Source organism: Robertmurraya sp. FSL R5-0851, from assembly GCF_038002965.1.
In the GTDB taxonomy this organism is placed as follows: Bacteria; Bacillota; Bacilli; order Bacillales; family Cytobacillaceae; genus Robertmurraya_A; species Robertmurraya_A beringensis.
The window spans coordinates 2522000-2537462 of the sequence record NZ_JBBOOE010000001.1; the positions used below are offsets into that span (position 1 = coordinate 2522000).

A 15463-nucleotide genomic window follows, 5' to 3' on the forward strand; every position below is an offset into this window, starting at 1 on the left:
ATTAGTTAATTTTCCCAATAGCAATAGCATCAACGGTTCATAAGCTTTGAAAAGGATCAAATTTCCAGCAATGTCTCTTCATTTTTTTCTTGATTCGAGGGATATTACAGGTATATTTCTAAATGATGACAAGCTTTTTGGTCAACATTTTGCCTAACCCCGACTCTTATTTTCCTCCACAAATTAAAAGTAGAGCCTATTGACTCTACTTAATTGATCTCCTTTAGTACCTTCATGATCGCTGACCAATCTAAATCTCCCCAGCCTTTTTCGATCGCATAACTGTAGTGAGATTGCGCGAGATTAGCAATTGGCAACAGGGTGGATACCTCATTCGCTGCATCAATCATTAGGTTCACATCCTTTAATCCTAGCTTTAGCTTAAAGCCAGCAGGATCAAACTGTTCATTTGTCATCATTTTTCCATAAGTATTATAAACTGGAGATGCAAACAGAGAATTAATAATTTCTAAAAACTGCTTTGGTTCAACTCCATGTTTCTCTACCATAACCAAGATCTCTGATAAGGACTCTAGCATGGAAACAAGTAAGAAGTTGTTTCCTAGTTTAGCCACATTTGATAAATACCCTTGTTCACCAACAATAAAAACATCTTGCCCTAACGATTGAAGGATGGGTTTTACTTTCTTCCTTGCCTCTTCTGGACCTGCAACTATAAAGCGTAAAGCAGCTGCTGCCGCTGCCTCAGGACGACCTAAAACGGTGGAAGAAATAAAATGTTGACTGGCATTTTCATGGTCAACCGTTAGTTTTTTTGCCAAGTACACACTGATGGTACTGATAGACACATGAATGCCTCCTGGTTGTAACCCCGCAAGTATTCCTTCCTCACCAAACACAACGTTCTCCAATGCTGTATCGTCAGAAAGAATAGTAAGTACGATATTCGTTTGTCTTGCTGCTTCAGCAGGAGTGTTAGCTATAATGGCTCCTTTTGTGGTTAGGTCATGGCATTTACTTTTCGTCCGATTGTATACTACTAATTCATAGCCATTTTTCAAAAGATTTTCAGCCATCGGTAAACCCATATTTCCTAAGCCGATCAATCCAACTTTCAAAGTTTTCACTCCCTTTTAAATTTATTTACTCTTTCAAATAGTTCCTCGATTTCATTTGAAGATACCGGACGACTGAAATAGTACCCTTGGCCTTCAGAACAGCCTTTTTCTAATAAAAAGTCGAGTTGTTCCTTCGTCTCAATGCCCTCTGCAATAACATCCATATGTAAATCACGCGCTAATGTAATAACCGCAGAAACGATGGCTGCTTCATTTACATCATGTGGAAGAGAGCTGATAAAAGAACGATCAATTTTGATTTTATTTGCACGAAATTGTTTTAAATACGTCATTGAAGCATATCCTGTCCCAAAATCATCAATTGACACTTTCACTCCAATTTCTTGAAGCTTGCTAACTGCATTTTGAATTAAATATTCATGCTTACTTAGCACACTTTCTGTAATTTCAATCTCAATTGATTCGGATGGTAGATCATATTCTGCTAGAATATCTTCCACTAAACTGGGGATATCATTTAAAACAAATTGTCTCACAGACACATTTACTGCAACAGGTAAATGTGCTAGGTTTGTCTCCCTCCACTTCTTTACCTGTAAACATACTTCCCGGAGAACCCATTCTCCTAACGCATCAATAAATCCACTTTCCTCTGCTAATGGGATAAATGTGTCAGGACTGATGTTCCCCTTCAGTGGATGCTTCCATCTGATGAGTGCTTCTAGACCAGTAAATTTACCTGTTGCCAATTGAATTTTCGGTTGATATTGTATAAAAAATTGCTCTTGCTTGATTGCTTCACGAAGTTCTCCTTGTAACATAAATAATTCTGTACCGTGCTTCGTGAGGGAATCATTGAACATTTGGATGGATTGTCCATCCTCGCCTTTTACACTATACATCGCAACATCTGCATTTCTAATTAATATGTCCCCTGTATGACCATGAAATGGGTACATACTGATCCCAATACTAGCTGATACGTAAAACTCTCTGTCATTTATTATTATCGGTTCTTTTATTTCTTGTAATATTTTTTCTGCCACTGCTTTTGGTTGTTTCTCAATTTTCATTTTTCTTAAAAGGATGACAAATTCATCACCACCCATACGGGTGACGATCCCTTTCTTCGGGATATTTGAGTTTATCCGCCTTGCTACTTCACTTAACACCTGATCTCCTACCGCGTGTCCGAAGGTATCATTAATAGGCTTAAATCGGTCTAAATCAATAAACAAAATCGCAAACTCATCTTGTCTACTAATTAAACGATCAATAACATCCTTTAAAAATCGGATATTCGGGAGATTTGTTAATGTGTCATGAGATGCCAAGTATTGGATTTCTTTTACCTGATTATCCCTTTCAATCGCTAATCCAGTTAAATAACTAAATACTTTAAGTAATTCGATTTCATACGACTTTGGTTTTCTTACTTCAGGATGATAGATCGCAAATGTACCGAATAATTCTCCTTTTGACGACAGAATGGGAATCGACCAACAAGAATGCAATTGATAGCTCAAAGGGATCGTTTTCCAATTAGACCAAGATGGGTCAGTTTCAATATCCGAGACAATTGCTATCTCTTTCGTGAAAGCAGCATGTCCACAAGATGCATAGTTCAAACCAACTGGAAACCGGTCGATTTTCTTTAAAAATCCATCTGGAAAGCTATGTGAATATCCGTTACGTAACCAATTCTCACTCTCTTCATAAAACATTATCGAGCAAATACTGTTACTAGATAGTACCTCCACAGCATTCACAATATTTCGAAAAACATCAATTAATGGTTCACCTGACGCAATCATTTGTAAGGCTTTATACTGTTTATCACTAATGGCTTGGTATTTTTCTTGCTCCGTAATATTTCTACCTACTACGACTAAACTATCTGCATAACCGTTCTCATCATAAAGTGGAATCTTTCTAACATGAAATGTATAGTCATTCCCATCCATACGAAACGATTCTTTTAATTGAAATTCTGTTTTACTTACCCACGCTTGATTGTCTGAATGAACACAAATAGGACCATAGTTCTCAAACTTTTTGTATTTCTGTGCAAGTTGTTCATCCGTTTTTCCCTTATATGCCCCTTCCTCAATATCAAATAATTGCAGGGTCTTTTTATTTGCTTCGATCCATCTTCCATTAACATCTTTTACAATTAAGTAATCATTACTTGTATGAAACACTTTCTCCAATAAATCGAATTTTTGGTTGCTCATGACATGACCTTCTTCTCTTCTGTTATATTTCTATTGTAATGTTAAAGGTGTATGGCCAATAAATTTAAAGAAATACAGAAAAGACCTATACCAAAAGGGATATAGGTCTTCCGATTATTCCCTTGGCAACTCAGCCATCCTAGTTCCTTTTGAACCTTAGACCTGTAGCTTTGCGTCCCCACCTTTCAATGAGTTTGCCTTTTTCAATTTTATTTTATATTTTAGCAAACATATTATAGAAGATTTGTCGAAAATAGTCGATAACTATGATAAAAGTCACTGTTTTTTTAATTAAAAAATCGTTCTTTTTCCTCATTAAATATATAATTAATATTTATTGTAAAAACATGTTTATCAAATACATTTTACGGGTATCAGTTCTTGGGGAAATGTAAAAGGGGGAACATCTTATGGAACTTACATATCAAGCTTCTTTTGACTTAAAATACTTTATTGAAGAAAATAAAGATAAATTTAAGAACTCACTTCTTCTAGAGGCTGTAAATGTAAAAGATCGGATCGATGAAATACTAAGGATCGGTAATATCAACTTAGTCTCGAATGCTCAAAAGCTGGTCATTGACATTATTGATGGTAATGAAGATGCACTGAAAGCTTTTGCCAAGCAGGAGGGAATTGTCTGGGCAACCCATTCAATTGAATTATCCTTCAAACTGGAGTGGGTTCAAGCGATAAGGCGTACACTTTGGAGATTTATTCAATCGTTTAACAATCTTTCCAACAAATATGATTTGGATGACTTCTTTCATCTCGAGCTACAAATTAATAACCGTGTCGACCAGTTTTTGAATACTTTCTTTATCAGTTATTCAAATTACAAAGATGCCCTAATTGTTGCACAAAGACAACTAGTTGAAAATCTATCAGTACCTATTATTCCAATCACTTCTTCTGTATGTATTTTGCCTTTAATTGGGACCGTAGACTCCTTCCGAACGGCCATACTTGAAGAAAAGGTTCTCACAGAAATTGGAAGACTACGAATTCAAACGTTAATTATTGATTTATCAGGAATTGGCAATATGGAACCCGACGTGATCGATCATCTCATGAAAATCATCGATGGTACTTCCATGATGGGTTGCCATTCGATTATTACTGGTTTACGTGCCGAAGTGGTTAAAAAGATGATTCATTTAGATATTTCCTCCTTCTTTATGAAGACAAAAACATTAGGAACTTTACAACAAGCATTAAAGCAATACATTATTCAATAGAAAAACCATGGTTTTTTTTCCCTGGTTTTTAAATCGCAAATCGATGGTTTCCAATTGTTTCTATCACTTGTCTTGATAAAATCCATGTGTCCGTTGCGATTTCCGGATTATAAAAATATATAGCCTCTGAATCATTCTCTTTGTCAACTAGAGCCTCTTCTACCGCTTCCACTGATTCCACATCCGCTGGCTTGTTAATCTCTCCATTTTGAACAGGAGAAAATGCATACGTACCAGATACCTGCTCATATACAACTTCTTTTACTGTGTCAGGGAATTCTTCATGCTCTACTCGGTTAATAATAACTTCTGCCACAGCCACTTTCCCTTCGTACGGCTCTCCTTTTGCTTCCGCGCTTACGAGTCGGGCCATCAATTCCTTTTCCTGATCTGTAACATCAATTTCCTTTTCATATAATGTTGGAAATTTATCATGATTCTCTTTTATTAATTCTAGAGCAGAGTTATCCGTTTTGCTTACTACTTTCCAAGATGTTTCTCCACTTTTCACTGAAAGAGTTTGTTCAGCTGCGCTCGAAGTAGTTTCGAACCCAACCAATGTGAACGATAGAGTAGAGAGAACAAGTAGTTTTTTTAGAATGTTTTTCATAAAAAATACCTCCTTGTTGTCGATACCAAGAAGGTTACCAGATGTAATATACCCGTGCATGTTCCAATTATTGGACAAATAAATTTTATTGACACAATATATTGATAGACCGGGCTTTATCCACTAATATGATGGGTGTAATTACCAGGTTTACTTAAGAAAATAATGATTGCTTTTTTGTATATTACATATATTTCAGAAATGTAACACGAGATTTTTCCACCTAAACCATACTCTTAAATCCATTTCCGACGACCTCACTCATATTATGTACACTAATAAAAGCTCGTTTGTCGATTTCATTAATATATTTTTTCAACGAATGAAACTCGCTTCGTTTTAGGACGATTGTTATGACTTCCTTTTGCTCGTTGCTAAAGGCTCCTTTGGCTTCATGCACGGTAGCACTGCGGCCTAGATTTTCAATAATAAAGTTCTTAATTAAATCGCATTTATAGCTAATAATGACAACTTCCTTCGTTAAACTAAACTGTTGAATTAAATAGTCAATAACGACCCCTCTTAACACAATTCCAAATAGTGCATATAACCCATTTTCCACACCAAACGCAACAATCGACAGCAGTACGATAATCATATCGGAAAACAACACAGCTTTACCTATATCAATTGAAAAATACTTATTTAATATCATGCCGATCAGGTCCATTCCTCCGGTTGAAGCTCCCTCTTTCATCACGATGACCAATCCCAGTGCAGCAATTAATACACCGACCATCAGTTGAATCAGTTTATCTTCACTTAGAGGTTCAGCCATCGGAGCAACTTCCCCAAACAACCAAACCATAAACGATAACATAAAGCTAGAGTAAATCGTCTTTAGACCAAAGCTAAAACCGAGAAACATGAAACCTAATCCAAACAAAACTACATTAAAACATAACATTAGTAAACCAATCGAAACGTTAGGAAAAAAGTGATGCATCACAATCGTCAAACCACCTAATCCTCCGGCAGCAAATTGATTAGGTGCTAGAAAAAAGTGAATATTAATCGCTACTAGGGCAATCCCTACATGTAAAAGAAATAAATGATAGGCTTGTCTCACTCTTCTTGACCCCATTCAACGGATAGATCATACGAAATCGGTGTTTCCATCATTTCTTTCACCTGAGACAGATCGTCCGTTTGACCTAAAGCCCACATTAGCTTCGGTACGATTGCTTCTTTATTCATATCTCCGGAGACGATCACATTGTACTGACTTACTTTCCGTCCGACTTCATATAAATACAGATCTCCACCTTCTTCTAGACACTGTGTCGAAATGAGAACTGCAACACCTGCTTCAGTCAATTCTTTAATCTTTGGTAGCAAGCTTCTTTCCTCGAATGGAACCCCACCGTTTCCATAGCTTTCAATTATAATTCCCTTATACAGTCCTTTTAAGTAATCAAAAATTTCAGGCTTCGTACCTGGATGTAAGGTAAGAACAAACACATCTGGGCAAAGACTAACATCTAATTTTAATGACTGAATCGTTTGCTCTGGTCTCCAGTAATACGTAACCTTGTTTTCTCTTACTTGTGCTACATAAGGATGATTAATACTTTCAAACGCATCAAAGCTTTTCGTTCTCATTTTTACCGCTCTTGTCCCAATGATCACTCGTCCATCAAAAACAACATAAACTCCACCAACGTTTTCACAAGCAAAGCAGATGGCGTCGTTTAGATTTTTAATCGCATCTGTTCTTTTAAAACTAATCGGAACTTGAGATCCCGTAACTACAACCGGCTTATTTAAACCCTGCAGCATATAGGATAATGCAGAAGATGTATACCCTAGCGTGTCAGTTCCATGCGTAATAACAAATCCATCATATTGATCGTAGTTATCAGCAATTTTAGACGCCATTTCTATCCAGTGTTCCGGCTGCATATTCGTACTGTCTCTATTCATTAAAATCTCGCAAGTCACATCAGCAGCCAAGGATACATCCGAAGAATAGCTTAACAGGTCCACTGGCGCTAGTCCTGGAACCAATCCGTCCTTTCCCTCTAACGATGCAATGGTCCCTCCAGTTGCAAGCAGTAATATTTTTTTCATGGTTTCTCTTCTCCTCTACGTATATGTACGCGATTTGCAATTTATTATAAGCTTATTATAATAAAATCATTAAATAAAGCAATATTTGTTTTCAATTCGCGCACATTTTTGTATTCTTGTCATTACTAACATGCTATAATGAACAAAACAATCAGTCATTGGAGGAAGAATGAACCGTGTTATCTCGATTAGTAACTTTGAGGAAAAGTAGAAAGTGGTCGATGCAGGAAACGGCAGATCGTCTAGAAATCGCAAAAAGTACATACGCAGGTTATGAGTATGGATATAGAGAGCCTTCTCTGCAGGCATTATCTGATATTGCCGATTTATTTGAAACAAGTGTGGACCATATTCTTGGACGAAGTGAGCAATCGTTAGAGCTAACCAAACTAGTTGAGGAGGAATCAATGGCACTCACATTGGACGGAGAATCATTATCGAAGGAAGAAATGATAGATTTTATCGCTTTTACACGTATAAAAAGGGAGATTTCAACTTTCAGCAAAAAAGAAGCCTGAATCTCCACATTCACGCTTCTCTTCTTATTACACTTTTATTTAGCAACAATGTTTTAGAAAAGAGCCTTATTTAAAAAAGAATCCTTTAAAAGCAAACGCAATGTTTTGCGGTCTTTCCGCCAAACGACGCATAAAGTAGCCGAACCAGTCATCCCCAAACGGAACATACACACGAACTTTGTAGCCTTCTTTTACGAGACTTTGCTGAAGTTCATTACGAAAACCGTATAAAAATTGAAATTCAAATTGAGAGGTAGGAATGTTTTCTTGGTTGGTAAATTCCTTCACCTTCGCAATGATGTTGTGGTCATGGCTGGCAATTGCCGTGTAGCTTCCACTTTTTAAATGCTCTTTAATGATCGTCATATAGTTCTTGTCCACGTCAGTCTTTTCCTGATAAGCGACTTCTGCAGGCTCCTTGTACGCTCCTTTAACTAAGCGAAGCGGAACTCCCACTAATTCTCTCACGTCTGTCTCTGATCGATACAAATACGCTTGAATTACTGTACCAACATTATCATAATCTTTGCGTAATTCCTTTAAAATATCTAGTGTAATTTGAGTGCGTGTGGAATCCTCCATGTCAATCCGAACGAAGTTGTTGTATTGTATTGCCGTGGAGACGATTTTTCTCATATTGTCTAAGCAAAACTGCTTATCGATGTCTAAACCTAATTGCGTCATTTTTACTGAAAGATTGCCATCTACCTTCGCAGATGCCATCGCATGTAATGTACGTACACAATAATCAGTTGCTTCACTAGCTTCTGCTTTGCTCGATACAAACTCACCAAGATGATCGAGTGTGGCAACGATTCCATTTTTATTTAACTTTTTTACCGCTGTAATCGCTGTGTCAATCGTTTCTCCCGCAACGACCTGACTAGCCCCAAAGCGAAGACCCCATTTTCGAGCAGCTTTGTTCATCGACTTGTTTTGCGATACTTTTAAAAAGAAGTTTTTTGAAATCGCCTCTATCATTCTCTTTCTCCCCCATTATATCGGGGCTGCACATTGGTACGTGCAGCCCGAGCCAGAATTCAATTAGAACATTTCAGAAGTTGTTTTCGCTTGCATGTGTAATACCAGGTAGTCTGGTCCGCCTGCTTTTGAGTCAGTACCTGACATATTGAATCCACCAAATGGCTGGTACCCAACGATGGCCCCTGTACACGTACGGTTGAAGTAAAGATTTCCTACGTGGAACTCTTTTCTCGCTCTTTCGATATGGGCACGATTATTAGAAATCAGAGCTCCTGTTAAACCGTAGTCTGTGTTATTGGCAATCGTCATCATATGGTCGAAGTCACGAGCTTTACAGAACGCCACTACAGGTCCAAAAATCTCTTCTTGCATCAGACGGTCCTTTTCCTTCACATCCGCTACAATGGTTGGTTCAATGAAGTATCCTTTTGAATCATCACCATTTCCACCAGCTGCGATACGCCCCTCTTCTTTTCCTACTGCAATATAGCTCATAATTTTATCGTAAGCTGCCTTATCAATTACTGGTCCCATATATGTGTTCACATCTTCTGGATTTCCAAGTGATAAAGTCTTTGTAAGAGCGACTGCTTTTTCTAATACAACGTCGTACACATCCTCATGGATAACTGCACGTGAACCGGCTGAACATTTTTGACCAGAGAAACCAAACGCAGAGTAAACGATGGACGTTGCAGCTAACTCTAGATCCGCATCTTTATCTACAACCACTGTGTCCTTACCGCCCATCTCAGCGATCACGCGCTTTAACCAAATTTGACCTGGTTGTACCTTTGCAGCACGCTCATAAATACGGCAACCAACTTCGCGTGAACCTGTGAAGGAAACGAAACGAGTTTTTGGATGATCCACTAGGTAATCACCAATTTCTGCTCCACTTCCAGGAACGAAGTTAAGAACCCCTTCTGGCAGTCCGGCTTCTTCCATTAATTCAACAAACTTAGCTGCCACTACAGGCGTGTTATTTGCAGGCTTTAGTAATACAGAGTTTCCTGCAACAATTGCCGCTACGGTTGTTCCAGCCATGATGGCTAACGGGAAGTTAAAAGGAGAAATAATGACACCTACCCCAAGTGGAATATAATTGTATTGATTAAATTCTCCATCACGGCTTTGAACCGGTACCCCAGCAGAAAGCTGATTCATTTGTCTTGCGTAAAACTCTAAGAAATCGATTGCTTCAGCTGTATCAGCATCCGCTTCTTTCCACGGCTTTCCTGCTTCTTTTACTAGATAGGCAGAGAATTCATGCTTACGTCGACGCATGATGTTTGCCGCACGGAATAAAACATTGGCACGCGTGGCTGGCTCAACATTTTTCCAAGATTCAAACGCGGTTAACGCCGCTTGCATGGCTTCTTCAGCGATTTCCTTGCTTGCTTTTGAAACTACCCCTACTATTTCTTCTTTGTTTGCTGGGTTATACGAAGTAATTTTTGACTCTGTTGTGATCTTCTTTCCGCCAATGGTTAGCGGATATTCTTTTCCTAACTGTGAATTTACTAATTCTAAAGCTTTTTTAAATGCTTGTTGGTTGTCCTCAAGTGAAAAATTTGTAAATGGTTCATGTTTGTAAGAATACATAAACATCCTCCTCTTTGTTTGTATATCCATTTAATATGCAAGAAGCATGCCAACTTAAAAAAGTACGAAAATGGGAAAATTATCTGTACAGTACATTTACAAGATTGTAAAATATGTGTAAAGTCTTTACAATTTTGTAAACCAAATTAACAGTAGTGAAGGTGATCGGATGATAAATAAAAACATTCTGCTTCAAGCTCTTTCCCAACCAATTGATGGAGCTATTTATATAGAAGAAATGCAAACCTATCCCCTACATGCTCGTTTGTCAGATGTAAAAGCTTTAGAGGATGTCCTTTTAGTAGATGATTCTGGTGATCCAGCCTTTGTTGTTCCGAAGTCTGCACTTTTCGAATGTATTTTTCAAGAATGGAAAAGTTTGTCCAATATGTACGAAACACTATTACAAGCGGTTGATGACGCCATTACGATCGTCGATCAATCGGGGCAGGTGGTCGCCTGGAATCCAAAGGCAGAAGAACTTTACGAGACAGCTGCTGAAACGATCATCGGAAATCCCATTACGAACTTTTTCCAAAAAGAATCGGTCGTATTAATGAAGACATTATCAGACGGATCTACGGTTACTCGACAATACAACCAGCCAAAACAAGATGTACACGTGTTGATTAACTCCCTTCCTTTACTGAGTAACGGAGAGATTGTTGGAGGAATTTCGGTAGAACGTGATATTACCGATATCGTAAAACTAAATGATGAGCTATCCACCACAGCTGCATATATTCAGGATTTAGAAAGTCAAATTGAGCCGAATGAAATCGATGACCCTTTTTATAAAATTAAAGGTCGTAGTCAAGCATTAAATACATCTATTACGCTTGCCAAAAAAGTAGCTCGGACGGATGCTACCGTCATGATTACAGGTGAAAGTGGGGTTGGAAAAGAGTTATTTGCGCAAGCCATTCATAAGGCGAGTACACGCGCGGAGGGACCCTTTGTCGACTTGAACTGTGGAGCAATTCCTGCTGCCCTTTTTGAAAGTGAACTGTTTGGATATGAAAAAGGAGCATTTACAGGCGCTGTAAAGGAAGGAAAACTAGGTAAAATTGGAGCTGCGAAGAATGGAACTTTGTTTTTAGATGAAATCGGCGAGCTTCCACTTGAGTTGCAAGTGAAACTGCTCCGCGTATTACAAGAAAAGCAATACTATCGTGTGGGCGGGAATGAACCCATCCCCATTGATTTACGAATTATCGCTGCAACCAATCGGGACTTAGAGAAGATGGTGGAAGAAGGATTGTTCCGTGAAGATCTGTATTACCGATTAAATGTTGTTGTGGTGCCTCTCCCACCTTTACGCGAGAGGATCGAGGATTTACCAGAACTCGTCCAATTATTTTTAAAAGAGTTCTCTGCTAAATATGATAAGCCTGTTCCCGTTGTTGCCCCAGAGGTAATGGTCACATTCATGCATTACCCATGGAACGGAAACATTCGTCAGCTCAAAAACACGGTGGAACGAATGATGATTTTGGCTGATGACAATATGATCACTGTTGCCGAACTGCCAACCGCCCTTTTTAAAAGCAAGTCCCAGCCTACCGTCAATGTGTTGCGTGAGGAAACGTTTGAGGATGAACGGTCCAAAATCACTCAAGTTCTTCATCAAACGTATGGAAATAAATCCGCTGCAGCCAAAATGCTCGGATGGTCACGTGTGACTTTATATAATAAGATGAAGAAATATGGATTGTAAATTTAGTCTTTTAGGTTTATGACTTTTAACACCCAATAACATCTAAGCTCGGGTTATAAAAGACTTTTTATGACTCAAAAGATCTTTTTCCCTCTATCATCGGGTTATAAAACAGGCTTTATGACCCGAAGGAGCACTTTTTCTAGCTCCTCGGGCCATAAGTTGTTTATCTTTTAAATGTAGGACTCAATTCACTCCACACATCAAACCCATTTCCATCAAGATCATAAAAGACAAAGTTTCTTCCTGCATGACCTCTATTTTCGATGTCGCCAACTCTCACACCTTTTTCTTTAAATTCTTTATGTAAATTCTGTAAGGCATCCATTCCATCCACCTCGAATGTGACTGAAAACCATTTTCCCCCTTTATAATCTAAGAAATTAGAAGATTGATTTTCATTGGCCTTAACTAAGAAAAAACTTTGGTTCGCTAGATTAATAATCGCTTTGTCTGCATCTTGATAACTAAGTTCTGCAGCTAGATTCGTAACGTACCAGTCAGCAGAGTCTTCCACATTAGTTACCGGTATATACGTCGTTCCTACCCTAATTAATGATTCACTCAATTCTTATCTTCCCTTCTATTGATCTTCCACAGACATCCACTTACTATTATTCGAGAACTTTTTACTCCTGAAACTGTTCCTCTGAACAAGGAAAACATTCAATCTCGCCATTAGTGTCCACTACCCCATTGAGAAAACCATCCAAGCAGAAAATCGTCTTCCCACATTTCTTACATTTCCCCACTTCTTCATGCATCCCCATCACCTCAAGTTATTTATATCGTATTAAGATATTATTTGGTATTTTGATTATATCATGTTAAGATATAAATATCAATCAGACGAGAAAGGTTGAAAGTAGTTGAGTTCTCTATTATCAAAGGAAATATATGAATATTTAGGTGAATTTCGTTATCAGCTTCGTAAATTTCTAAAATTCAGTGAAGCAGCTGCAAAAGAACAAGGGATCACCTCTCAGCAGCATCAATTAATATTAGCCATTCAAGGGTTCCCTGGAAAGAGTATTGTTACAACAGGCGAGCTAGCAGAAAGACTTCAAATTACTCATCATGCATGTGTTGGCCTGATCGACCGCTGTGAGGAAGCTGGTCTTGTTGAAAGAGAAAGTAACCCAGAAGATGGCCGTAGCGTGCTCATTCGTGTGACCAATAAAGGACTAAATATATTGGAAAAATTATCAGAAATTCATTTAGAGGAAATCAATAACATACAGCTATTTAAACAATTTACAAAAATGTAGCAGGTGAAAAATGGGTTTCACCTGCCTTTTCACACAAAGAGATCGGCACATAATAGGTCCACCCTAATTGGAATATCTAACAATAATAAATGATCAAAATCATTAATAAATATCCGTTGCATCCTTAGGTAAGTTCCGAACCCCTTCTAAATACATCATCATGTTCTTATCCTCTATATACGGGTACTCCACACCCAATTCTTCCCCCACATCAACTGCCAAAATCCGAAATAATTCACAGGCTGTAAAAAGCGATTCCCACATATGATCATACTCACTATCGCAATAAGTTTTTTTATACATCTCCCAAAACCTCTTGGGCAAATGTTTTTTATAATACTTCCCAAATTTCCCAGGTGATATCTTAAAATTGTGCTGACTTCCAATCCACCAATCAACCATTTGATGTAATTCTGATCGAATAACCAACTCAAACATTTGCTTGCTATAAGGCAATTCGTCACGCCAAATCCCCTTTGCTACATTTTGAAGACACCACCAAAAATTATTACAATTAGACAGATATTGTTTAATACTTGGGCGTCTTACATGGTAGCCTTCATCAGATGCTTGTGGAATGATTGGTAAGACTCCATCCTTATCCAATAAAGGCACTGTTAGTGAGTCACTCCCGTAATCCTTAATCATTTCTCCTAGTGTTTGAATACGAAGATCGATACGATTACCGTCTGTAAAAAGCATTAAGTACCCGTATGACTGACTCAAATCGACCTCCCTACCAATGAATTGGTCATTTCTGTCAGGCTCCTGAATCATAAGCAATTCCCCGAACACATTAATCCATGTATTTTCTTCAATAAATGAAGCCGTTTCCTCTACAACATAAACCACGTCATAATCTTGGAAAATGTCCTTCGGAACGTGAGAGTTTGTTCTTGATCCGTTCATATAAACTGCACGAATTCGGTTATCCTCTTTTGCCACTCGTAAAATTAGATCTAGCATTTCTTTTTCGCTTCGCATGTTTCACCTCCGTTAACACTTACAGATCATAAGTGTATTTCCATCTGGATCTTTGATATTAAAATAATGACCGTGCTGAATGTCGGTAACGATTTCCACCTGCTGCTTTCCCTTCAAATAATGAAAGGCTTCTTCGATATTATCCGTGTTAAAATGGAGCATTGGCACGGTGGAGACACGTTCATCTGAATAGATTTTACTATCTAGAACAATTCCGGTTCCCTTCATGGGAAGGACATAGATATGACCATGAAAGATTTCCCCATCCAATGGCAAACCTAATACATCACAATACCAATCTCTTGCTTTTTCAATGTCACTAACAGGGATAAAAACTGTACCAACCTCATTTTTTATTGGGTTTTTCATGAAGTTACCTCCGTTATTTTATATATAAATAATTCTTCCAACCATGCACATACTACAACCGATACTACATGAAAGTGAGGTGAGAGAATTGTCTCATCAAGGAATGCAAAACAAAGATCAAACTAGAGAAAAAATTGAAAAGCAGGATAAGCGTAATGATGTAGAATTAGGCGATGATTTTCAAATCGGAAACTCAAAATCACAAAGTCAGAAAAAAAGCGGACGTCAAGCAAACAGAAAATAACCTCATCATTGAGGTTATTTTTTTTCCAATTCCTCATAGCCTTCTCCTTCTACGAAAGTTAACTACTAAACTCTTGAGTTACACGCTTTCCTTCTAAGACAGTCTCACTGTAATTCCCACTAGTAAAGTCATTGATTACTTTTCTCCAAAAAACTTGTGCTGGTATATTTTTACTCATCTGAACTACTTCCCAACTGCCATTATGTAATTGAAAAATTTCTTTTGCCACTAATGTACCTATTCCTGCACGACGGTATTTTTTCATAATAAAAAATTCTGCTATAGAAAAATACGATTTTCTCTCCTCTTGTATAAATCTTACAAGAACAAACCCCGCATACTTCCCCTCTACCGAAAGTAAATATGGAAAATGATCCGGCTCTGTAAAGTACTTACTAAGTGGATACTCGCTAAATTCCCCATTTTCTTCAACATCGATATCAATAAACTCTGAGAAATCATAAATATAAAATTGAAGTAAATTTTGCAGTAAATCCATTTCCTTTGAATTCGCTTTCATTATTTTATAGTTCATGACCCGCTCCCTTTATATTTCCAATATAGGCAATCTACGAATATGAA

16 protein-coding genes and 1 riboswitch are annotated in these 15463 nt (G+C 37.8%); of the genes, 5 read left to right on the forward strand and 11 right to left on the reverse strand.

Annotated elements, in window-relative coordinates:
• Positions 1 to 209 precede the first annotated feature (209 nt).
• Positions 210 to 1079, reverse strand: coding sequence for an NAD(P)-binding domain-containing protein (locus MKX65_RS12840; protein ID WP_160546760.1), 870 nt, complete (start codon positions 1077 to 1079; stop codon positions 210 to 212).
• A gap of 5 nt (positions 1080 to 1084) precedes the next feature.
• Positions 1085 to 3274 carry an EAL domain-containing protein gene (locus MKX65_RS12845; RefSeq protein WP_160546761.1) on the reverse strand — a complete coding sequence of 730 codons (2190 nt, stop codon included), beginning with the start codon at positions 3272 to 3274 and terminating at the stop codon, positions 1085 to 1087.
• Positions 3275 to 3395: 121 nt separating this feature from the next.
• Positions 3396 to 3483, reverse strand: a riboswitch (cyclic di-GMP riboswitch).
• A gap of 201 nt (positions 3484 to 3684) precedes the next feature.
• Between MKX65_RS12845 and MKX65_RS12850 the strand changes: the two genes are divergently transcribed.
• Positions 3685 to 4512 (forward strand): STAS domain-containing protein, encoded by an 828-nt coding sequence (locus tag MKX65_RS12850; protein WP_160546762.1) that lies wholly within the window; start codon positions 3685 to 3687, stop codon positions 4510 to 4512.
• Between the two features lie 28 nt (positions 4513 to 4540).
• Here the strand turns inward: MKX65_RS12850 and MKX65_RS12855 are convergent, their stop codons facing one another.
• The 3 genes from MKX65_RS12855 to MKX65_RS12865 form a co-directional block, all read right to left on the reverse strand.
• A complete protein-coding gene (locus MKX65_RS12855) occupies positions 4541 to 5122 on the reverse strand; it encodes a cell wall hydrolase (RefSeq protein WP_160546763.1) in 582 nt (193 codons plus the stop codon).
• A 223-nt stretch (positions 5123 to 5345) separates the two neighbouring features.
• A complete protein-coding gene (locus MKX65_RS12860; protein ID WP_340903900.1) occupies positions 5346 to 6191 on the reverse strand; it encodes a YitT family protein in 846 nt (281 codons plus the stop codon).
• A complete protein-coding gene (locus MKX65_RS12865) occupies positions 6188 to 7192 on the reverse strand; it encodes an asparaginase (protein ID WP_160546766.1) in 1005 nt (334 codons plus the stop codon). The genes MKX65_RS12860 and MKX65_RS12865 overlap by 4 nt, the downstream gene beginning before the upstream one ends.
• A 176-nt stretch (positions 7193 to 7368) precedes the next feature.
• On the opposite strand from MKX65_RS12865, the gene MKX65_RS12870 reads away from it, so the two are divergent.
• Positions 7369 to 7710, forward strand: a complete 342-nt coding sequence (locus MKX65_RS12870; protein WP_340903901.1) for a helix-turn-helix domain-containing protein — start codon at positions 7369 to 7371, stop codon at positions 7708 to 7710.
• Positions 7711 to 7776: 66 nt separating this feature from the next.
• On the opposite strand, the gene MKX65_RS12875 is transcribed toward MKX65_RS12870, so the two are convergent.
• Positions 7777 to 8691 (reverse strand): proline dehydrogenase family protein, encoded by a 915-nt coding sequence (locus MKX65_RS12875; RefSeq protein WP_160546767.1) that lies wholly within the window; start codon positions 8689 to 8691, stop codon positions 7777 to 7779.
• A 63-nt stretch (positions 8692 to 8754) separates the two neighbouring features.
• Positions 8755 to 10299, reverse strand: a complete 1545-nt coding sequence (gene pruA / locus MKX65_RS12880; protein ID WP_160546769.1) for an L-glutamate gamma-semialdehyde dehydrogenase — start codon at positions 10297 to 10299, stop codon at positions 8755 to 8757.
• Between the two features lie 169 nt (positions 10300 to 10468).
• On the opposite strand from pruA, the gene MKX65_RS12885 reads away from it, so the two are divergent.
• Positions 10469 to 12016 (forward strand): sigma 54-interacting transcriptional regulator, encoded by a 1548-nt coding sequence (locus MKX65_RS12885; protein WP_160546770.1) that lies wholly within the window; start codon positions 10469 to 10471, stop codon positions 12014 to 12016.
• A 166-nt stretch (positions 12017 to 12182) separates the two neighbouring features.
• On the opposite strand, the gene MKX65_RS12890 is transcribed toward MKX65_RS12885, so the two are convergent.
• Entirely contained in the window at positions 12183 to 12584 is a 402-nt protein-coding gene (locus MKX65_RS12890; RefSeq protein ID WP_160546771.1) for a VOC family protein, read from the reverse strand.
• 301 nt (positions 12585 to 12885) lie between these two features.
• On the opposite strand from MKX65_RS12890, the gene MKX65_RS12895 reads away from it, so the two are divergent.
• The gene (locus MKX65_RS12895) at positions 12886 to 13284 is read left to right on the forward strand and encodes a MarR family transcriptional regulator (RefSeq protein WP_160546772.1); all 399 of its coding nucleotides are present in this window, start codon (positions 12886 to 12888) and stop codon (positions 13282 to 13284) included.
• 102 nt (positions 13285 to 13386) lie between these two features.
• On the opposite strand, the gene MKX65_RS12900 is transcribed toward MKX65_RS12895, so the two are convergent.
• Both MKX65_RS12900 and MKX65_RS12905 read right to left on the reverse strand, forming a co-directional pair.
• Entirely contained in the window at positions 13387 to 14268 is an 882-nt protein-coding gene (locus MKX65_RS12900) for an aminoglycoside 6-adenylyltransferase (protein WP_160546774.1), read from the reverse strand.
• A 12-nt stretch (positions 14269 to 14280) separates the two neighbouring features.
• Positions 14281 to 14637 (reverse strand): VOC family protein, encoded by a 357-nt coding sequence (locus MKX65_RS12905; RefSeq protein ID WP_160546775.1) that lies wholly within the window; start codon positions 14635 to 14637, stop codon positions 14281 to 14283.
• An 88-nt stretch (positions 14638 to 14725) separates the two neighbouring features.
• Between MKX65_RS12905 and MKX65_RS12910 the strand changes: the two genes are divergently transcribed.
• Positions 14726 to 14881 carry a hypothetical protein gene (locus MKX65_RS12910; RefSeq protein WP_340906389.1) on the forward strand — a complete coding sequence of 52 codons (156 nt, stop codon included), beginning with the start codon at positions 14726 to 14728 and terminating at the stop codon, positions 14879 to 14881.
• A gap of 58 nt (positions 14882 to 14939) precedes the next feature.
• On the opposite strand, the gene MKX65_RS12915 is transcribed toward MKX65_RS12910, so the two are convergent.
• The gene (locus MKX65_RS12915) at positions 14940 to 15416 is read right to left on the reverse strand and encodes a GNAT family N-acetyltransferase (protein ID WP_160546777.1); all 477 of its coding nucleotides are present in this window, start codon (positions 15414 to 15416) and stop codon (positions 14940 to 14942) included.
• Positions 15417 to 15463: the final 47 nt, after the last annotated feature.